This is a genomic window from Echinicola pacifica DSM 19836, assembly GCF_000373245.1.
Lineage (GTDB): Bacteria > Bacteroidota > Bacteroidia > Cytophagales > Cyclobacteriaceae > Echinicola > Echinicola pacifica.
This window is the reverse complement of the sequence record NZ_KB890739.1, coordinates 97,772-116,636: the sequence shown is the minus strand read 5'-3', so window position 1 is coordinate 116,636 and position 18,865 is coordinate 97,772. Positions and strand designations below refer to the sequence as shown.

Here is an 18,865-nt window from a genome sequence, read left to right as displayed (position 1 = left end):
GATTGCTGTATGAAACTCCCGTCCATTGACTATTTAACCCAAAGCGCCACCTATTCACTTAAGCGATTTCCTTTGGTGATAATTTCCGCATGTATAGCGGCAACAGTGGCCACCTATTTGAATGAGTTTTGGGATACAGTGGATAATCCCTTTCCATTAATGAACCTCATGCTTGTGGCAGTATTGGGGATATCTGCGTTTTTTTCCATTAAAATTCTTATCGAAAAAAAAGGTATTAAGGGACCTTATAGAACCATAGCCCAAGTGGTGGGTCTGGTAGTTTTGATGCTGATTTATATTTCTCTCCCTGATGGCACCTCCAGCCATAATCCCTTCACTCCCTATTACCGATTTGCAGTTTTCAGCGTCTGTGTACACCTTGTGGTCTCCTTTTTACCCTATTTGAGAGATTCACATACCCTGGCATTTTGGAATTATAATAAGGTTCTCTTCTTAAACATTCTGGCCTCACTGCTCTTTTCAATGGTAATTGCCATTGGCAGCTCCCTGGCCCTGGCAGCCATCACTTCATTATTCGAGTATAAGTTCGATTCAAGCACCTATGTGCAAATCTTCATCTGGTCCATTGGTCTAGTGAATACGTGGATATTCCTGAGCAAAACTCCAAGGGATCTAGAAGCAATGGATAATGAAATATTCTATCCTAAAGGGCTGAAAATCTTCAGTCAGTATATTCTATTACCACTCCTGACTGTTTATTTACTCATACTCTATAGCTATACGATCAAGGTCACCATGTCCTGGGACTGGCCAAAAGGCATCGTCACCTATCTGGTCATTTGCATATCCATATTGGGTATTTTCACTTTTTTATTGCTCTATCCCAATCGCAAATCAAATGGGCAACGCTGGATAGAAATATCCTCAATGGTTTATTATGGGCTATTGATCCCCTTGATTCTGGTGCTTTATTTTGCCATAGGCATACGAATAAATGATTACGGCATCACCATCAACAGGTACCTTATCGTACTCCTGGGCGCCTGGCTGACCTTTGTTAGTTTTTATTTTGTATTAGGTTTCAAAAATATAAAATTCATCCCCATATCACTTGCCTTCATGTTGCTGATCACCTCCTTTGGGCCATGGGGAATCTATGCCGTGAGTGAGCGCAGTCAATTTAGGCGCTTAAAATCCCAACTGAGAGCAACCCACTTACTACTTGGAGATAAAGTAATCAAAGAAACGATCTGGGATAAGACTCAACTACCTGAATTAGTAGCTGTGGACACTAAAAAAAGCCCTGAAATAATCACCACCGAAAATAAACCTGTCGCTACCCAAAAGCAGGTGAACGATATAAACTCTATCACCCGCTACCTGGAGGAAAACCATGGTCTGGAATCTATGAATGATTGGTTTTCTCAAGATATGAAAGGTATTCTCAAAGTACTTTACGACAGTTCTAATTACCATAATAATCTAGCCAGCACACTCTATCTAAAGACCATCGGAGTACCGGAAAATGGCTCTTTTAGTGATTATAATTCTTATACAGCGAGTATTGCTGACGAGCAGGCCTATTCTATAAAAGGGTATGATTATTCGATGGAATTTGATTTATCGGGTGAAATTGAAAACACCTATAACATCAATGAAAAAACTTATTCGCTAAAGCTGATGGGCCAAAACACCAATTTGGAATTAAAATCAGATTCAAGTACTTACCTCATCAATCTCAAACCAAAGCTAAAGCTCTTGGCAATCACAGGAAAAGTCCACTACGCTACCTATTCCGTTGATACTTTAACCTGGGAACAGCAGTTTCCTGATTTAAAAACGAAATTAATCATTCGCCGAATCATCGTAAATGGTTCTATTACCAGTGGTCAGGAAATCACAACTTTGAATGGGATTCTTTTAACAAAGGACCTCAACCAATAAAGAAACCTAATTTACTTATTTTTTTAAGTGGTTTTACGTACTTTGCTGCTTTATCAGCAAGGAATGGAAAACCTCAACCTCCACGAACGTCCAAAATACCAGAAACTGGTTAGGTATTACCTAATTGCTTTAAGCGCTATCGCCACGAGTATCATCCTCAGCCAGATTCTTGTTCAGAAATTCATCAACGAACAGAAGGATGACTCCCGCCTTATAAACCTGGCCGGCAGGCAACGAATGCTGAGCCAGCGCATTGCAAAAACCGTATTACTCCTAGATGATAATACAGACCTTCCTGGCCGTGAAGCCCTCTTGGAGCAATTGACAGAGTCGGTAGAAGAATGGCACACCGCACATCAAGGCTTGAAATTTGGCAATCCGACCTTAGAAACACACGGGAGAAACAGCAAGACCATCGAGGAGCTTTTTGCCACTATTGAGACCGATCACCAGAAGATGGTCGATGGTGCTCAAAGCATCATTCGTATACTCAGAGAAAACCCCTTAACTGCCATAGACCAGCTTCGGCCAGGAATCCAAACCATCATTAGGCATGAGCAGGCTTTCCTAGAGGGAATGGAAAAAATAGTGTTCCAATATGACCATGAGGTCAAAGGGAAAGTAACCAACCTGCAGAGTATCGAGGTTTTTCTGCTCATCCTCTCGCTTGGAGTGATCGCCTTTGAGATATTTTTCATCTTTATCCCCTCCGCAAAAACCATCCGCAAAGCCTTCAAAAAGCTCATGCAAAGCGAGCAGAAAGCCAGAAAGATGACGCTGGAAATAAGTTCGCTTTACAGTTCCCTGGAGTTGGCCTATCAGGATCTCCTGGAAGTGGATATTACCGTGGAAGATTTTACGGTATTTGCAAAGTCTGATCCTGACGGAAATATCATTTTTCTCTCCGATCCATTCATCAGGATCATGGAGTTTGAAGAGGAAAAGCCCAGCAATATCTTTCAATGGCTGAAGGAGCAAGGCTATGATGGGCAATATGTTCAGAACATTCAAAAGCTGACCTTGACGGGAAAAAATTGGTCGGGCGACATTAAGGTTACGAATACGGCGGGGGATTTCGTCTGGCTAAAAATGAATATCACGCCCACCATGGGGGATGATGGACAGGTGGGGACTCTTATCGTCATTGCCACCGATGAGACAGAGAAGAAAGAAGCCGAGGCCATCTCCCAGGAAATCAATCGCGAGAGAATCGAAAAGCGCGTAAAAGAGCAACAATTTCGCTCTGCATTGATCCTGGAAGGGCAGGAAGAGGAAAGAAAACGCATTTCCAGAGATATGCATGATGGTATTGGCCAGTTGCTATCCGCCATGAAGTTCAACTTAGAAGGGATACATACGGTGAAATCAGATGTGGAAAGGGACAAGCTAAACACCTCCAAGGATCTACTAAAGAATGTCATCAAAGAGGTCCGCAGAATCTCTTTTAACCTTACCCCAAGTGCACTTTCTGATTATGGTATCGTGCCGGTACTAAATAAGTTTTGCAAGGAAATCTCCAAGCTCTCCGATGTACAGGTAAACTTCGAAAATCAAACTGGTTTTATCAGTCGTCTGGAAGGAAAGATCGAAAACAACCTCTATAGGATATGCCAGGAGGCGGTCAATAATGCAATAAAATATGCCCAAGCGCAGGAAATTAAGATCACTTTAACCCATAATTCCCAATTTCTAAATGTAGAAATTGCCGATGATGGCAAAGGGTTTGATATAAGTAAGCTGGAAGAAAAAGGGCATTTCTCGGCCTCCGGCCATGGCTTGTTCAATATCCGCGAAAGGGCGAATTTTATCAATGGACAGTGTGTCATCCAATCCGAAAAAGGCAAAGGCACCACGATCAATATTAATGTACCCCTGGACTAATCACAAAATTAAACTCAAGTAATGGAAAAAATAAAAGTTGTTTTGGCAGATGACCATATGGTGGTAAGAAGCGGCATCAAGAATCTATTAGAAAATGAAGGGGAAGTCACCGTGATCGGCGAGGCTTCCAATGGAGAAGAAGCTCTTGAGGTCGTACAAGAAGTCAAACCTGACTTGCTGATTATTGACATCCGCATGCCTGTCATGAACGGGCTGGAAGCTACCAAAAAGCTTAACTCTCTCGATCAAGGCATCAAAGCACTCATATTGTCCATGCATGATGATGAAGACTATATCCTGCAATCCATCGAAAGCGGGGCATCGGGCTATTTGCTAAAAGATACAAGCAAGGAAGAATTTATGAAAGCCATCCGCACCATCCACCAAGGTGGTCAATACTTCAGCGGTGATATCAGCCAGGTGCTCGTCAAAAGCTACCTCAATAATCAAGGAACAAAAACGCCAAAAACAGTCCTTTCCTCCAACCAATATGATATCACCAAAAGAGAAAAGCAGATCCTAAAAATGATATCAGACGGAATCAGCAATAAGGAAATAGCCGACCAACTCGGCAAAAGCATTCGTACCATCGAGACCCACCGCTTTAATATTATGAAAAAATTAAAAGTAAATAATGTGGTGGAATTACTTAAAAAACTCGAAGACGAGCCAGGATTAAAGCAGCATATCGAAAGCCTCTAATCGCCCAATCACCGGTAAAAGCTCACTCCGACCAGGCCAGGCTTTGGATGGCAAGGAAGTGAACGGGGCTAGCATGAAGTCATACCCACCTTTAAAGCAAGTAGAGGAGGTAGTTCGCGCTCCTGCCCATCACCCATAACCACTTGTTATCCTCCATAAAAACAAGGGCCATTGGCAGCTGATAATTTTTACCTAAATTACCACTGTTTCCTAACCTTAAGCCGAGGAAGAAGATGAAATTAACTACGTATTTTTACGTAAGTTTCAAAAATTTAGTGTACCTTACAGCCTCGTTACCGCAAAAAATGCTGCCATTTTTTGCGTAATGCTTAACGGAAACCATAAATATTATAATTATGAAAATTCATGCATTTGGAGCGGCTAAGGATATTACAGGCAGCTCGTTGATTGATTTTCCTGTGGAGGAGACCTTTGTGAAGGTCAAGGATCTGAAAAGCTTACTGTATGCAAAGTATCCGGATTTAACCAATCTGCCTTCTCTGGCGATTTCCGTAAATCTATTTTATGCTAGTGAAGACACCATGGTAAACAAACATGATGAGGTAGCACTAATACCCCCTGTAAGTGGGGGATGAGCCGTAGTATATATGGATAGTATTATCAAAATAGAAGAAGTAATAGACCTTGGAGCGGCGCATCAATCCTTAATTCACCCACAATGTGGGGGGATATGCACCTTTATAGGCACCGTAAGGGATTTGAATAATAGTAAAGAAGTAAGCCATTTATTTTTCGAAACTTACGAAAAGATGGCTTTACTGAAAATGCAGGAGCTTGCTGAGGAAGCAGCGGCCAGGTGGGACATCCATCGGCTAGTGATGATACATGCCAAAGGCCTGAAGCAGATCACCGATCCCGTGGTATTCATAGGCACAGCCTCCGTCCATCGGGCAGAAGCCTTCGAGGCTAGTCGATACCTAATCGATCGACTAAAGGAAGTGGTTCCTATCTGGAAAAAAGAAACTTACCAGGACCACAGTACCTGGATAAATGCACATCCCTAAATCAAGGAATTTTATGCTAATCGACAATCATGGAAGACCAATCAACTACCTTCGGCTGGCTGTCACCGACAATTGCAACCTGCGGTGTCAGTATTGTATGCCGGCAGAGGGAGTGGTATTTGCCCATAAGCATGAGCTACTGACCTGGGATGAACTTCTAAGGATGGCTCAGGCTTTCATAGACCTTGGTGTGGACAAGATCAGAATTACCGGAGGGGAGCCTTTTGTCCGTAAGGGACTGATGGATTTTTTGGAAAAACTAGCGAACATCGAAGACTTAAAAGAGATCTCCATCACCACCAATGCCACCTTGATTGCTCCACATATAGATCACTTAAAGCGTCTTGGTATCACTAAGATTAATGTCAGCATCGATAGCCTCGACGAAGATCGCTTTAACCAGATTACCCGCCGCAAGCACTATAAATTGGTCATGGAGAATATCATGATGATGATCGATAAGGGCTTTGATGTGAAATTTAACTGTGTGGTCATGGACGATACAAACACGGATGATATCATCCCTATGGTGGAATTTGCACGAAAGCATAAAGTTACGGTTCGTTTTCTGGAGGAAATGCCCTTTAACGGTCAGACCACAGGAGTACAGCCCATTTCCTGGGATTATATTCGCATCACAGAGCATATCAAGGCCCACTTTGGACCCTTGGAGAGGCTTCCTGTCCCTGCAAGTTCGACCTCTATCAACTATAGAGTACCGGGCTCAGCGGGGAGCTTTGGGGTGATCGCCTCTTATTCCAGGACCTTCTGCGGCACCTGCAATCGGGTACGGGTAAGCGCCAAAGGCGAGATGCAAACCTGCCTCTATTCCGCAGACACCATCAATCTAATGCCCATGATACGTAATCATGCGAGCCTCAGCGGACTTCAGTTCAGCATCATCGCAGCGATGAAAATCCGGGCTAAGGATGGGTTTGAGGCAGAGAACCAAAATATCACCAAAAAATCGATGACTTTAATAGGAGGATAATATGGCCCACAAACTATCACATGTAGATCAGGACGGCAATGCCAGAATGGTAGATGTTTCCGAAAAAACCATCACCATTCGCACCGCAACGGCCCAATCTATCGTTGTATTTCCTGAAGAGGTTTTTGCGACATTGGCCAGCGATAATTTCCTAGGCAAAAAAGGCAGTATTTTGCAGACAGCCATCATCGCCGGGACCATGGCTGCAAAGCGCACTTCCGACCTGATTCCGCTTTGCCACCCGCTGGCGCTGAGCAAGATAAACCTGGAAATCATCCCAGGAGACAATCGTCTTATCCTCACCGCCTCAGTAAAATGTGAGGGCAAAACAGGAGTGGAAATGGAGGCGCTGACCGCCGCAAGCGTGGCGGCATTGACTGTGTACGATATGTGCAAGGCCCTCTCTCATGATATTATCATTTCAGAAACAAAACTAATGGCAAAAGAAGGAGGTAAAAATGTATTCAACAGATGATCTATATGGCTTGGTGCTGGCTGGCGGCCAGAGCAGCCGAATGGGCCAAGACAAGGGAGAACTGCAATATTACCGGACCAACCATCGGTCTTATCTCTATTATACGTTAAAGGAGCTTTGTCCACAGACCTATATCAGCTGCCGACAAGACCAGCAAAGTGTCATCCAGTCCGGAATGGACTATATTATGGATGAAGACCTCTATGGAGGTCCACTAAATGGCATTTTGTCTGCACATCATGCTCATCCTGATAAGGCCTGGCTCATAGTCGCGGTGGACTTACCTCACATTCATGAGGAGAGCCTTCAGGCACTCGTCAAGCAAAGACAATCCCAAAAGGCCGCTACCGTCTATGCTACGCATGAAAGTAAATTGCCTGAGCCACTCATAGGCATCTGGGAACCCAAGGGACTTCAGGAAGCGGAAAAGTTTATGATCGAATCTGGAAAAAGCTGCCCTAGAAAATTCTTGATGAACGCAGACATTCAGTTGATCTATCCGGAAAATGACCTTGAGCTATTCAACGCCAACTATCCTGAGGATTACGAACTCGCAAAATCAAGAATCGAAGAAGGGAAATGAATCTCAGCCGGTATTCAAAGCAAATTAAATTAAAAGGTTTTGGGACAGAGGGACAAGAAAAACTAGCCGCCGCCCGTATCCTGATCATCGGCGCTGGAGGATTAGGCACTCCCGTGGCTCAATACCTCAATGCGATGGGGATAGGTCAGATCTCCCTGATGGATGCTGACCGGGTGGAAGAAAGCAACTTGGCCCGCCAAAGCCTCTTCACGCCTGCTGATATAGGCCAATATAAAACAGACTGCCTGATCAAGCGGCTCTCAAAGCAGAACCCAGGCACCAATTTGACCAATATCCGGGAATATTTGCTTCCCAGAAATGCTCTAAAAGTCATAGAATCTCATGATCTGGTGATCGATGCTTCTGATAATTTTGGCACACGATACCTGGTCAATGATGCCTGTGTCATCCTTGGCAAACCCTTTATCTATGGCGCTCTGCACGGATTTGAAGGGCAGGTAAGCGTACTCAATTTCCATGGCGGCCCCACTTACCGCTGCTTATTCCCCGAATCCACCGACCATTCCGCCATCGCCAACTGCGATGAAAATGGGGTGTTGGGAGTTTTGCCAGGACTGATAGGAACCTACCAAGCTATCGAAGCCGTAAAAATCATCAGCGGAATAGGAGAAGTCCTAAGCGGAAAACTACTCATCATCGACAGCCTAGCACAGACTCATCTTAAGATTGGCGTTCCCAATTTCCCCGAAAATCACGTAATCACTAGTCTAAAAACTACCTATGGACAAGGGGAATGTGAGCTCAGCAGCCCTATTGAGAAGCAGACCGTGCAGCATCTCCTGGAAAAGCTCTCCAATAGTGAAGCGCTGCAGCTAATAGATGTAAGAAGCCAGGAGGAATTTTATCAACATTCCCTTCCATCGGCCAAAAACATCCCTTTACAGCAACTTACTGAACGCATGCAGGAAATTAATGCAGAGCTACCCGTATATCTCATCTGCCAATCAGGTAAAAGAAGCCTCCAAGCCGCCCAAATTCTACAAACCGAACTTCCAAACACCAAACTTTATAGTATCTCTGATGGAATGGCAGCACTTCACAACATTAATAACTAAACTTACCAGTTCCTCAAAAGCCATTATAAATCGGTCGGAAGGCCAAACAGGCCACTCCTGCCTCTTAAATCTCGCTTACCAAGAGATATCGCAAACCATTTTATTCGATATAAAAAACTCATTTCACTACTTCACTTCTTTTAATACACCAAAAAAAAGGTGATTTTGAACCTTTATTCATAAAATCAAACTACCCATGATCCCCATCCACGAAGCGCTACAGCAGGTGCTAAAGCAACGCAGCACGTATGGTACAGAGAAAATATCCCTTCTGGAAGCAAAAGGCCGCTTCCTAGCGGAGGACATTTTCACAGATCGAGATGCTCCTCCTTTTGATCGGGTGATGATGGATGGAATCGCCATTCAGCATAAGGATCTGGATGAGCCTCCTGCAGCAAGCTATAAGGTACAGGGAATACAGGCAGCGGGCTCTCCGCAACTAAGCCTTCAGGAGGAGACCTATTGCCTCGAGATCATGACGGGGGCGATATTGCCGCATCAGGCGGACACCATAATCCCTTATGAAGAGGTGGAAATTAAGGAGGGAAGAGCCTATATACAAGCCGCCAAGCTGGCGAAGCGCTTCATTCATTATAAGGGTAGTGATTCTAAAAAAGGGGAGTTGATCTTATCCAAAGGCAAGAAAATCACTGCTGCTGACATCGGCCTATTAGCGACTGTAGGCAAAAGCACTGTTTCTGTGGCTAAGCTACCAAAAGTCGCCATCATCTCCACAGGCGACGAGCTGGTGGAGGTGGATCAGGAGCCACAAGCCCATCAAATCCGAAAGTCCAACGCTTATACGCTTTGGGCGGGGCTGATGGAAGAGGGCATCACAGGTAAATTATACCATATAAATGATGATAAGGAAGCCTTACGGCAGTCACTTGCTGCACTGCTAGAGGAATTTGACGTGTTACTGCTGAGCGGCGGTGTTTCCAAAGGGAAATTTGACCATATACCTGAGATTCTGCATGAGCTGGGAGTGAAAAAGATCTTCCATAGAGTGGCTCAGCGTCCCGGAAAACCATTTTGGTTTGGGGCACATCAAAGCTTAAACACTAAGGTGTTTGCTTATCCGGGCAATCCCGTATCGACCTATGTCAACCATTTCTACTATTTCCAGCAATGGCTATATGCTTCCTTAGGGAAAGATATGGCATTATCCAGGGTGGAACTGGCCCAAAGTATCCCTTCCAATCCGGCACTCGCCCTGTTCGTGTCGGTACGGCTAGATCCCAAATCAGGAGCTGCAAAAGCCCTCAACCATAATGGGTCAGGTGATCTATTTAGCCTTGCACAGACCGAGGGTTTCGTATTATTACCAGCCAGGGGAACTGATTATATGCCGGGAGAAAAAGTTGATTTCCTAGCCTTGAAATAAATCAAATCCTCGAAACCCATAATCACTAAACTGGCAAAAGGCCTATCATAATCCTCCATAAGGTTTTTTTGCGCCATGGCGCAAAAGCAATAGAAGTATATATTTATTGGATCTTCCCGACTTCAAGCTTGAATTGCTCATAATTTTTCATAGCCTCTTCCATTGGAAGCCCTGTATTCATCCTTGGCCTTAGGTGCCCGATATAGCTCAGCCAGGCATCTTTCATCATCTTTTGCTGCTGCTCCACCAGCATAAATAGCTGCTCCCCATTCTCAAAACTGTCTATAACCTCCTGCCAATCCTTCCTGCCCTGCAAATCCGACTCCCCTAAGGAAAGGAGGATCTCTCTGGCCATTAGGAAGTGGCCGGCGGCATCGGGATGCACCCCATCTTTTGCAAATGCAAAGGTGGAATCCTCCAGCCGCTGATCTTCCAGACTCTTCCTCATCGGCCAATGCAAATCGATCACCTCCCACTGATCGGTATAGCGCTTACTAAGCAGCCAATCAGAATAAATATCCAATACATTGGCATAGGCGGCGCCCTTTCGTTCATCATAGATAGGTGGAGTAATATGCACAATATTGGCTCCAGAGGCTTTTACCTGCTCATCCAGCCAGTCAATGCCCTCCTGATATTTGTTAAAGCGCTCGGTATCAAATGGCAAATAAATCCCATCATTCATCCCATAACAAGAAAACACCATATCCGGCTGGGTGAGAGCTAGTACTCGGTTTAATCTCTCATGGAGATCCGGCCTTGGGAAATCACCACCGGCATGATTGGGCTCCGAAAGACCCGAAACCGTCTCGCTTGGTAAACCCACATTGATAAAAGTAAATTCTCTCTCAGGATATTTCAGCCGCAGGAAGGTTTCGATATACTCAATATAAGTTCCTTGATAACTAATACTATTCCCCAGGAACACAATTCGCTCCACCCCTTCAGGAATTTTATAGTGCTGCGAAAAAAGCGGCAAATACGCCCCAAAGGAAAAAATGACGAATAATATAAAACGTTTCATAATAGCAATGTTTTGGCTGATTGAGGCTTACAATATAACCAATACAATCATCATGAGCGATATCATAAAATCAAAAAAACACCCCCAAAACCCTCCACCTAGGTCAAGGCTGAATACTAATACCTCCCAAGGTCCATTTTGCAGAATACACCACCAGACTGCTATGGTAAGTCTTCTCCATCCTCTCAGGGAAATACTTCCCTGAATCAGGCTCACCCATGGTCCTTTCCAACAGCTCCAAATAAGGGGAATATATTTCTTGAGCCATGGTCGATTTGAGGGGAGCGAGTGAGTACTGAAGCTGCTTGATGGGCCTATCAGGCTGGGGCGCGCGAATGGTGAAGGAAAGGGATGGTATTACTATAATGGCAGAGCATGGAAACTGTGCCTCGCATGAATTCGGGGCTGAGCCGTCTCCCTCTCCTGTACGCAAAAGGGCAAACACCTCATCAAAAGTCTGGCCCCGAGGAACCTGAAACCCCTTATATTCAAAATATTCTGGCCTAATCACCATCTCATAAACCTACAGATTTGACAGGAAAAAAGAATCGATTTGATGAATTCACTAATTACAAACCATGAAACCCTATAAAGTCCAGTCATTTATAAAAATCATAATTGAAACAATAAGATGATTGGAATATCGCCTCTGCTGTTGAACCCTATTATAATTTGCTGGAATCTATAGATCCTTGGTGGTCGAGGTTTAAACAATCGTTGTTTCTTTTGTAACACTATCATGGGCGATAGCCTGCAAGCCTTTATCAATTCTTCTAATTATTTTGTCGTTTAAATTATAGATAAATGACTGATCATTTCCTAAAATAAGTGCTCTTTTTAAAGCGACTAAATTAGAGTAAGAACTTCGGGATAAGCCAATAAAATAATGTGCACGGCAACAAATCTCAAAATTAATGGCGGCATTGATTTCGTATTCCAGATTAGGCTGGTAAAAATAATAGGGATTCACGCCCAGACTCTGAAAGGCCACAAGCAATTGCTGATGGTTTTCACCTGAGGTAAAAAATAAATCTCCTACCAAATCAAACTCTGCCACCATCTTTAATAGATCCTCCAGGTTGATCAGTAGGGTCTCATTATTCCCCACGGTTTTCTTTTTGGCGTAAGCCACCCAATCCGACTCTGTCCTCACCTGCAAGGCCGTAAACGGAGCCTGGACATGTGCTGCCACCAGCTGCTCATATTCCGGCCTTAGCCTCAGAGCCTTGAGCACACGGGCTTTGGTAGAGCAGCTACTCACTTGACAATCAATACGTTCTTTAGAAAGTTCTTTTTCAGAATACTTCCATAAATTCATATTATTACGCACCCTATCCTCACTATTGATTTGGGACAAGGGAAGCATGATGGATCGGCCATTGGTATAGGCGGCCATGCTGGCATTGAAGTGATCAAGGTCAAAAATATCAGAAAAAAGGATCTTTTCCTTCCAGCCAAACTCAGGCTCTATCAGGCTGCAATTCTTATCCATGGCTATATCGCAAGCGCTAATAAGAAAATGTAGCTTATTACAAAGCCCTCCCCTAAAGTCTAATTGCAAGAACTTCCCCGAATAATCAACGGGGAATATTTTCCCCAATAGTTTATGCACAAAATCCTGTCCCATCGTCTTCGCTTTATTTAAAAAAAATAGTCACTAATAAAAATCAATTCTAATTTACAATAAAAAAATCAACTATGTACAGAATAAAAATTATTAAATTAATACTTAATGCTTATCTTTTTGAATAAGAATAAGGGATAATTCACTCTTACAAATGAATCTTTTTTAAAGTATCACTTATTCAAAATAGGATTTTTATTATTATCAAAATCAAAATAGCGATGCCATTTCTTCTTTGATTAAATATATTCTACCAAGCCTTCCAGTTTCATTCCTCGGCTACCTTTGATAAGGATGAGGTGATTTTGAAGATTAGAATCCGCAAGCCAGTTGCGAAGGCTGAAAGGATCAGGGAAATACAAGGCTCGTGGAGCTTTAAGCAGGGCATTTTGGACTAGCTCCCCGGTAAAGCAGACCTTGTCTATATCGTATTCACTCACCCATTCCCCGAGCTTCTTATGCTCCTCAGCAGCACTATCGCCCAGCTCATACATATCTCCGAGGATGACCATTTTATGCGCCTTTCCACTCATCTTCCCAAAGGTCCGAATGGCCTGTTCCATGCTGGAAGGATTGGCATTATAAGCATCCAGAACGATCAGGTTACTGCCTTTCTCCACCAGCTGAGAGCGCATATTTCCGGGCACATAGGCACTGACGGCCTGAGCAGCAGTCTTTTGATCCACCTCAAAAAATTTAGCAACCGCCAGTGCAGTGGCTATATTCTCAAAATTATATTCGCCCAGCATCTGGGTGGAATATTCCTGGCCATCATCCGTCCTGAATCGAACCAATGGATTGGCCTCCACAAATTCACAGTGGAAGAAATCACCCTTTGCGGGATAGCTGATCGGATGATCCATCCGCTTCATCATATTTGCAAGAACAGGGTTCTGGCTATTGACAAAAATCTTCCCCTGATGCTTGATCAGGAATTGATAGAGTTCAGTTTTGGTGCGAAGCACTCCTTCAAATCCTCCAAAACCCTCTAAATGGGCTCTGCCTATATTGGTAATCAGACCATGGCTGGGCTCTGCGATCTCACAAAGCTCGGCAATATCGCCCAGCTTATTCGCCCCCATCTCCACGATTCCGATTTGGGTATGCTCATCCATAGCCAGCAAGGTTAGGGGAACGCCTATATGGTTATTCAAATTTCCCTTAGTCGCATAGGTGGTATAGCTGGTGCTGAGCACCGCATTGATGAGCTCTTTTGTGGTGGTCTTCCCATTACTGCCGGTGATGGCTAGAAAGGGGATATCCAGTTGCCGGCGATGATAATTCGCCAGTTGCTGTAAGGCTAGCAAACCGTCCTTGACCAGAAAAAACCGTGGGTCCTGATCTGGAATCACCGCAGGATCATCCACCACCGCTGCCGCCGCACCTGCCTCGAGGGCTTGTAGGGCAAAATCATTGGCATTGAAATTCGGTCCTTTTAGTGCAAAAAATAAATTGCCCTCAGCGATATTTCGAGTATCGGTGCTGATCCCCGTCGTCTGCTTGAATAATGAATAAAGAGCCTCTATATTTTCCATAGGATGAGTGAATATCAATTTATTTTGCCTCGACAAATTTCATGATTTAGCCCTTCCTTTCAAAATAAATAAACCGATTATGTACAATTAAGCCTTGATTTGCTCTATCGCTGCAATCCCTAAAACTGAGATCGGCTAAAGCTTATGGCTTGCAGAGCTTGTCTGGTAGTCATTTATATCTTTTGCCAGCACCGAAAAAGCTTCATCGGGAGGATATTTTTCCCGCTTTTATTATATGGTAAGCACCAAGGACAACATTTTTGAACCTTATCCTCTAGAGAGCCGAAATAAGTCTCTATATTCTGAAGATTTTTTTAGACTACTTTTGTGGCTCCTACGTTAATGGTAATATTGTAAAACGAAGCCGAAAATCCTTATTTCATCTATGAAACACCTTTTATTCTCCATTATCTTTTTCACATGCCACTTTACTTTCGCGCAGCAAAGCTTCGAATACACTAATCCCAAGGCATATATAGGAGAAGAATTATTATCCATGGGTTTTGCCGGCGGCATCAATGCAGCACAGATCCACACGGCGGACCTAAATGGCGATGGAGTCGAAGAATGGGTGATTTGGGATATCAATGCACGATCCCTGAAAGTCATTGAAGTCAGCGAAGACGGCTACGAAGTATTACCTGAAATGCCGCATTATTTCCCTGCTGATCTGTTGGGCTTTGTGGTCATGGCAGATTATGATGGAGATGGTAAAAAAGACCTATTTACGGGTTCTGCTTTTGGCATCAAAGCCTATAAAAACACCAGTCCTACAGGCAGCGCTACTCCCAGCTGGGAGCTGGCGGAGAATTTCCTTCGTCTGGAAAATGGATCGAACCTGCAGGTAAATATTTTGGATATCCCGGCCATTCAAGACCTTGACGGAGATGGTGATTTGGACATTGTCACGTTTAATTATGCCGCTGGAGATTACCTGGAGCTATATATCAACACCAGTATGGAAGAAACAGGCATGGCCGGCCTGGGCGGCTTTGAGAGGCGAAAGATCCGCTGGGGGAATTTTGAGTTCTGTGCTTGCGGGAGTTTTTCTTTTGGCCAGACCTGCGATGGAAGCCCCATCAGCCGCAAGACTCCCGGTGATGAAAACTTATCAATAGAGCATTCTGGAGGGCATTCCATCCTATTGGAGGACTTCAATGGCGATGGGAACCTGGATCTGGTCATGGGACAGGATGAATGTAGCACATTATACTATTTGGAAAATAAAGGCAGCTCCGTTGACCCTATTTATGATGAATTTTCGACTGAGCTCCCCAGCTATGGCAGCCTCCCCGTTTTTCCTTTATTTCAGGTAGGCAGCATGATAGGCGATTCCTTTCTAGTCAGTGTCAACAGCTCCGAAACCTCCCTAACGGGCGGATTAGACTATGCTCATAGCATTTACGAACTCGCTCCGCAGACCAGTCTTAATATCGTCACCACTGCGCTGCTGCAAGAAGAAATGATTGATTTGGGTGAAAATACCCGTCCCTTTTTCACTGGCAGCCAGTCCAATGGCGAATTGATCCTAACTGCCAATCAACTCCTAAATGGACAATCTACGGGTATGGCTTTCCGATTTGAAGTCAATAATGAAGGCTATCTACTCGTGGAGTCCGACTATCAGAACCTGTCCAGCCTGGGACTTACTGAGCTACAATATATTGCTTATACCACTGCTGCCGGCCAGAATTATTGGTTTGTATCTGGAGTGGTGATTGAAGATTTTGTATTAGTGAGAAAATTATTTTACGCCAATTCCCCAGGAGCCGGCGAGCTTCGGGAGATCAGCCTTCCAACCGGTAGCCTGCGTGCTTACGACAACTTCTCCTACTATTCCCATGCTGGCGCGGATTTCCTGCTTTTGGCTCGCCAGACTGGGGAATTAGAGCGTTATAGTGTCAAATTCTCAGGAAATGTGGCCTTTGAGCTACTGGATGAGGATTTCCTGGGATTCAAGGATGATCCTGCAGACCGTAATCTATGCGTGCTGACGACGCAGAATGGTGAGCAGCTCGACCTCTATGCCGTCAGCCAAAGGGGAATCATCAGCCATATCCCCAATTTCACCCAAGCAAATCCTCCCGCAGCGGAGCCGATTCAGATCGTATTGGAAGACAATACGGCTGTTCCAAGTCGCCTGAGCCGCAATACCTGGCTGGGAATAGCTCCCGGGCTTATCGGTAAGGGCGATCAACTTCTTTTGGGAGGAAATGCAGGCGGACTTCAGCTGCTCCAGGAGATCTCCTCCTCGCCTACCCCGCCGGTGGACGGCGGCATTTCGGTGACCCTCTTCCCCAATCCCTCCAATGGCCCGGTCAATATTCTCAGCAACGAAAATGGCAAAGCCCGACTCATCAATACCCTTGGACAATTATTAATTTCTGACATCAGCATTATAGCCAATGAACCTCAACCATTGGACATGAGGAACTTCTCCAGTGGGGTTTATCTGATAGAATTCACCTCCAGTAAAGGGAATAAAATGGTGAAGAAGTTAATATTGAGGTAAGTATAGTCAACAGATACTCTTTTCATTGATACACCTACAGCCACTTTCCTAGCGGATGTATGCGAAAGGTGGAATGGATTGGAATCCATCTTTTTACGGGTATCTGTTTTATTACACCATTTTTTTTTGCCGCTAGGCAAACACCTAAACTATCCTAAAAAGGTGCTCAGCAGATAGCAACAGTGCTAAAACAAAGACAGTCCTATCAGACTATTTTTGAATGGAGAAATCATCGGCGTCCATCCATGCGGGGAATTTTTCCCGGTAGGCATTGAGCTCCTTAGCGTCCAATTCTATCAGAAGGATTTCTTCTTTTTCTGCACAAAAAGCAAGGGTATTCCCCTTGAAGTCATAGGCTGCGGAATGCCCATTATAAGCGATATTATTTCCATCTACCCCCACACGGTTGACCCCGAGGCAATAGGAAAGGTTTTCGACGGCCCTGGCTTTTAGCAGAATATCCCAAGCCGACTTCCGGGCGGCAGGCCAGGAGGCGATAAAAAACACTAAATCATAATCCATTTTGCCCGACTCATCAGCGTCATTTCTGGCCCAAACCGGGAAGCGCAGGTCATAGCACACCTGAGGAAGAATATTCCACCCCTTCACCTGAAAGAGTTTGCGCTCCATTCCCATATCAAAATGGTGATCCTCATCGGCCATTCTGAAAAGGTGGCGTTTATCATAATGCTGCACTTGTCCATCAGGGTGAACCCACAGCAGCCGGTTAAAAAACTTCTTATTCTCCTTAATAATCACACTCCCCGTAAGGATGGCGCCAGTATGTGCCGCCATCTGCTTCATCCATTTGGTACTGGTGAAGTTCATCGGCTCGGCGAGCGCTTCGGCCTCCATAGAAAATCCAGTAGGAAACATTTCTGGCAATACGATCAGGTCAGCTTTCCCCTGAAGAGACCATATTTTCTCTTCAAGCATCGCCAGATTGGCTTGGCTGTCCTGCCAATAAAGATCCGTTTGCACCAATGCTACTTTTAAGTTTTCCATATCGTCCTAATAGTAAAAAAAAAGTAGGTCTATAGCCTACTTTAGTATTTTCAATTTGATAATGTCCAGAATAGAGGAATAAAATCGCGAAGGTGAACCCTCACAGTCAATCAATTCTATATCCCTGCTGATCCTTCCAAGGTTTATGGTCTGTAGGGACAATAATATTCCCGTGTATTTAGCGCGTGGGATAAATCATGCGATAATCTGTAGGGATTTTCCCTTTGCTGACATCGATAAGTTTACTTTTGACCATGCGTTTCTTCAGGCCTTTGATATAGTCCACAAAAAGGATGCCTTCGAGGTGATCGTATTCATGCTGAATCACACGAGCGGTCATTCCGGAGAATTCTTCTTCCTTTAGTTTCCAATTTTCGTCAAAATACTCGATGGTCAATTTCTCCGGCCTGATCACCTCTGCACGCACCTCAGGGATGCTTAAGCAGCCTTCCTCATAGCCGTATTCATCACCATATTCATCCAAGATGATGGGGTTTATAAACACCTTACGAAAACCCTGCTCCTCGCTGTCTTCATCCAGCATCAGGGAGCTATCAATCACAAACAGCCTGATGCCCTTATCGATTTGAGGAGCGGCAAGTCCCACACCACTGGCATGATCCATCGTATCAAACATATCAGAAATCAATGCATTGATATCTTCACCTTCGTTTATCTCTTCCGCTTCCCGCTTCAATATTGGATTTCCGTATGCTACAATCGGATATATCATAGTTGGTCTAAATAAGTTTGTAATATAATGGCAGCACTGATTTTGTCCAGATTGCCCGCCTTCTCTTTTCTATCTTTCTTTTTTGAGCCCATGGTGATCATGCTTTGCATGGCCATCTTGGAGGTAAATCGCTCATCTACCAGCACCACTTTCTTTTCAGGATATGCTTTTTCGAGTTTGGCCTTCAGCCTAATGGTGGGCTGGGTCATATTGGTATCGCTCCCATCCAGGGATTTTGGGTAGCCGATCACGATGGCCTCCACCTCTTCCCGCTGGGTATAGTCCTTCAGGTACTTGTCCAGGTCCATGGTCCTTATCGTTTCCAACGGATTGGAAGTTATCTTCAGTATATCAGTAACGGCTATTCCGGTCCTTTTTGTTCCCAGATCAATGGCTAAAACCCTCCCCAT

18 protein-coding genes are annotated in these 18,865 nt (G+C 44.4%); 11 read left to right on the top strand and 7 right to left on the bottom strand.

Annotated elements, in window-relative coordinates:
- Nucleotides 1-9: 9 nt before the first annotated feature.
- From B050_RS0105085 to B050_RS0105040, 10 genes are all read left to right on the top strand, one after another.
- Nucleotides 10-1,905, top strand: coding sequence for a DUF4153 domain-containing protein (locus tag B050_RS0105085; RefSeq protein ID WP_018472809.1), 1,896 nt, complete (start codon nucleotides 10-12; stop codon nucleotides 1,903-1,905).
- Between the two features lie 63 nt (nucleotides 1,906-1,968).
- Entirely contained in the window at nucleotides 1,969-3,786 is a 1,818-nt protein-coding gene (locus B050_RS0105080; RefSeq protein WP_026235648.1) for a sensor histidine kinase, read from the top strand.
- A gap of 21 nt (nucleotides 3,787-3,807) precedes the next feature.
- Entirely contained in the window at nucleotides 3,808-4,488 is a 681-nt protein-coding gene (locus tag B050_RS0105075; RefSeq protein WP_018472807.1) for a response regulator transcription factor, read from the top strand.
- Between the two features lie 356 nt (nucleotides 4,489-4,844).
- Nucleotides 4,845-5,084, top strand: a complete 240-nt coding sequence (locus B050_RS0105070; RefSeq protein ID WP_018472806.1) for a MoaD/ThiS family protein — start codon at nucleotides 4,845-4,847, stop codon at nucleotides 5,082-5,084.
- Between the two features lie 12 nt (nucleotides 5,085-5,096).
- A complete protein-coding gene (locus tag B050_RS0105065) occupies nucleotides 5,097-5,513 on the top strand; it encodes a molybdenum cofactor biosynthesis protein MoaE (RefSeq protein WP_018472805.1) in 417 nt (138 codons plus the stop codon).
- A 13-nt stretch (nucleotides 5,514-5,526) separates the two neighbouring features.
- Entirely contained in the window at nucleotides 5,527-6,504 is a 978-nt protein-coding gene (gene moaA / locus B050_RS0105060; RefSeq protein ID WP_026235647.1) for a GTP 3',8-cyclase MoaA, read from the top strand.
- 1 nt (nucleotide 6,505) lies between these two features.
- Nucleotides 6,506-6,979, top strand: a complete 474-nt coding sequence (moaC, locus tag B050_RS0105055) for a cyclic pyranopterin monophosphate synthase MoaC (RefSeq protein WP_018472803.1) — start codon at nucleotides 6,506-6,508, stop codon at nucleotides 6,977-6,979.
- Nucleotides 6,963-7,562 (top strand): NTP transferase domain-containing protein, encoded by a 600-nt coding sequence (locus B050_RS0105050; protein ID WP_018472802.1) that lies wholly within the window; start codon nucleotides 6,963-6,965, stop codon nucleotides 7,560-7,562. Before moaC ends, B050_RS0105050 begins: the two co-directional genes overlap by 17 nt.
- Nucleotides 7,559-8,638: a HesA/MoeB/ThiF family protein gene (locus tag B050_RS0105045; protein ID WP_018472801.1), complete on the top strand. Its 1,080-nt coding sequence runs from the start codon at nucleotides 7,559-7,561 to the stop codon at nucleotides 8,636-8,638. The genes B050_RS0105050 and B050_RS0105045 overlap by 4 nt, the downstream gene beginning before the upstream one ends.
- Nucleotides 8,639-8,834: 196 nt before the next feature.
- Nucleotides 8,835-10,022 carry a molybdopterin molybdotransferase MoeA gene (locus B050_RS0105040; RefSeq protein WP_018472800.1) on the top strand — a complete coding sequence of 396 codons (1,188 nt, stop codon included), beginning with the start codon at nucleotides 8,835-8,837 and terminating at the stop codon, nucleotides 10,020-10,022.
- 103 nt (nucleotides 10,023-10,125) lie between these two features.
- Here the strand turns inward: B050_RS0105040 and B050_RS0105035 are convergent, their stop codons facing one another.
- The 4 genes from B050_RS0105035 to B050_RS0105020 all read right to left on the bottom strand — a co-directional run bounded on the left by B050_RS0105035 (nucleotide 10,126) and on the right by B050_RS0105020 (nucleotide 14,205).
- The gene (locus B050_RS0105035; RefSeq protein WP_018472799.1) at nucleotides 10,126-11,046 is read right to left on the bottom strand and encodes an SGNH/GDSL hydrolase family protein; all 921 of its coding nucleotides are present in this window, start codon (nucleotides 11,044-11,046) and stop codon (nucleotides 10,126-10,128) included.
- A gap of 103 nt (nucleotides 11,047-11,149) precedes the next feature.
- On the bottom strand, nucleotides 11,150-11,560 hold the full coding sequence (locus B050_RS0105030) for a hypothetical protein (RefSeq protein ID WP_018472798.1): 411 nt from the start codon (nucleotides 11,558-11,560) through the stop codon (nucleotides 11,150-11,152).
- A gap of 192 nt (nucleotides 11,561-11,752) precedes the next feature.
- Entirely contained in the window at nucleotides 11,753-12,673 is a 921-nt protein-coding gene (locus B050_RS0105025) for an O-fucosyltransferase family protein (RefSeq protein WP_044201835.1), read from the bottom strand.
- 236 nt (nucleotides 12,674-12,909) lie between these two features.
- Nucleotides 12,910-14,205 carry a UDP-N-acetylmuramoyl-tripeptide--D-alanyl-D-alanine ligase gene (locus B050_RS0105020; RefSeq protein ID WP_018472796.1) on the bottom strand — a complete coding sequence of 432 codons (1,296 nt, stop codon included), beginning with the start codon at nucleotides 14,203-14,205 and terminating at the stop codon, nucleotides 12,910-12,912.
- A gap of 385 nt (nucleotides 14,206-14,590) precedes the next feature.
- Here B050_RS0105020 and B050_RS0105015 point away from each other — a divergent pair, with 385 nt between their 5' ends.
- A complete protein-coding gene (locus B050_RS0105015) occupies nucleotides 14,591-16,717 on the top strand; it encodes a T9SS type A sorting domain-containing protein (RefSeq protein WP_018472795.1) in 2,127 nt (708 codons plus the stop codon).
- 210 nt (nucleotides 16,718-16,927) lie between these two features.
- Here B050_RS0105015 and B050_RS0105010 read toward each other — a convergent pair whose 3' ends face one another.
- The 3 genes from B050_RS0105010 to ruvX all read right to left on the bottom strand — a co-directional run bounded on the left by B050_RS0105010 (nucleotide 16,928) and on the right by ruvX (nucleotide 18,865).
- Complete coding sequence (locus B050_RS0105010) at nucleotides 16,928-17,722, bottom strand: amidohydrolase (protein WP_018472794.1); 795 nt, start codon at nucleotides 17,720-17,722, stop codon at nucleotides 16,928-16,930.
- 178 nt (nucleotides 17,723-17,900) lie between these two features.
- Nucleotides 17,901-18,455: a peptide deformylase gene (gene def / locus B050_RS0105005; RefSeq protein WP_018472793.1), complete on the bottom strand. Its 555-nt coding sequence runs from the start codon at nucleotides 18,453-18,455 to the stop codon at nucleotides 17,901-17,903.
- Nucleotides 18,452-18,865: a Holliday junction resolvase RuvX gene (gene ruvX, locus B050_RS0105000; RefSeq protein WP_018472792.1), complete on the bottom strand. Its 414-nt coding sequence runs from the start codon at nucleotides 18,863-18,865 to the stop codon at nucleotides 18,452-18,454. The genes def and ruvX overlap by 4 nt, the downstream gene beginning before the upstream one ends.

Coding starts and splice junctions, on each gene's coding strand:
- B050_RS0105085 (WP_018472809.1), top strand. CDS start 10: ATGAAACTCCCGTCCATTGACTATTTAACCCAAAGCGCCACCTATTCA.
- B050_RS0105080 (WP_026235648.1), top strand. CDS start 1,969: ATGGAAAACCTCAACCTCCACGAACGTCCAAAATACCAGAAACTGGTT.
- B050_RS0105075 (WP_018472807.1), top strand. CDS start 3,808: ATGGAAAAAATAAAAGTTGTTTTGGCAGATGACCATATGGTGGTAAGA.
- B050_RS0105070 (WP_018472806.1), top strand. CDS start 4,845: ATGAAAATTCATGCATTTGGAGCGGCTAAGGATATTACAGGCAGCTCG.
- B050_RS0105065 (WP_018472805.1), top strand. CDS start 5,097: ATGGATAGTATTATCAAAATAGAAGAAGTAATAGACCTTGGAGCGGCG.
- moaA (WP_026235647.1), top strand. CDS start 5,527: ATGCTAATCGACAATCATGGAAGACCAATCAACTACCTTCGGCTGGCT.
- moaC (WP_018472803.1), top strand. CDS start 6,506: ATGGCCCACAAACTATCACATGTAGATCAGGACGGCAATGCCAGAATG.
- B050_RS0105050 (WP_018472802.1), top strand. CDS start 6,963: ATGTATTCAACAGATGATCTATATGGCTTGGTGCTGGCTGGCGGCCAG.
- B050_RS0105045 (WP_018472801.1), top strand. CDS start 7,559: ATGAATCTCAGCCGGTATTCAAAGCAAATTAAATTAAAAGGTTTTGGG.
- B050_RS0105040 (WP_018472800.1), top strand. CDS start 8,835: ATGATCCCCATCCACGAAGCGCTACAGCAGGTGCTAAAGCAACGCAGC.
- B050_RS0105035 (WP_018472799.1), bottom strand. CDS start 11,046: ATGAAACGTTTTATATTATTCGTCATTTTTTCCTTTGGGGCGTATTTG.
- B050_RS0105030 (WP_018472798.1), bottom strand. CDS start 11,560: ATGGTGATTAGGCCAGAATATTTTGAATATAAGGGGTTTCAGGTTCCT.
- B050_RS0105025 (WP_044201835.1), bottom strand. CDS start 12,673: ATGGGACAGGATTTTGTGCATAAACTATTGGGGAAAATATTCCCCGTT.
- B050_RS0105020 (WP_018472796.1), bottom strand. CDS start 14,205: ATGGAAAATATAGAGGCTCTTTATTCATTATTCAAGCAGACGACGGGG.
- B050_RS0105015 (WP_018472795.1), top strand. CDS start 14,591: ATGAAACACCTTTTATTCTCCATTATCTTTTTCACATGCCACTTTACT.
- B050_RS0105010 (WP_018472794.1), bottom strand. CDS start 17,722: ATGGAAAACTTAAAAGTAGCATTGGTGCAAACGGATCTTTATTGGCAG.
- def (WP_018472793.1), bottom strand. CDS start 18,455: ATGATATATCCGATTGTAGCATACGGAAATCCAATATTGAAGCGGGAA.
- ruvX (WP_018472792.1), bottom strand. CDS start 18,865: ATGGGGAGGGTTTTAGCCATTGATCTGGGAACAAAAAGGACCGGAATA.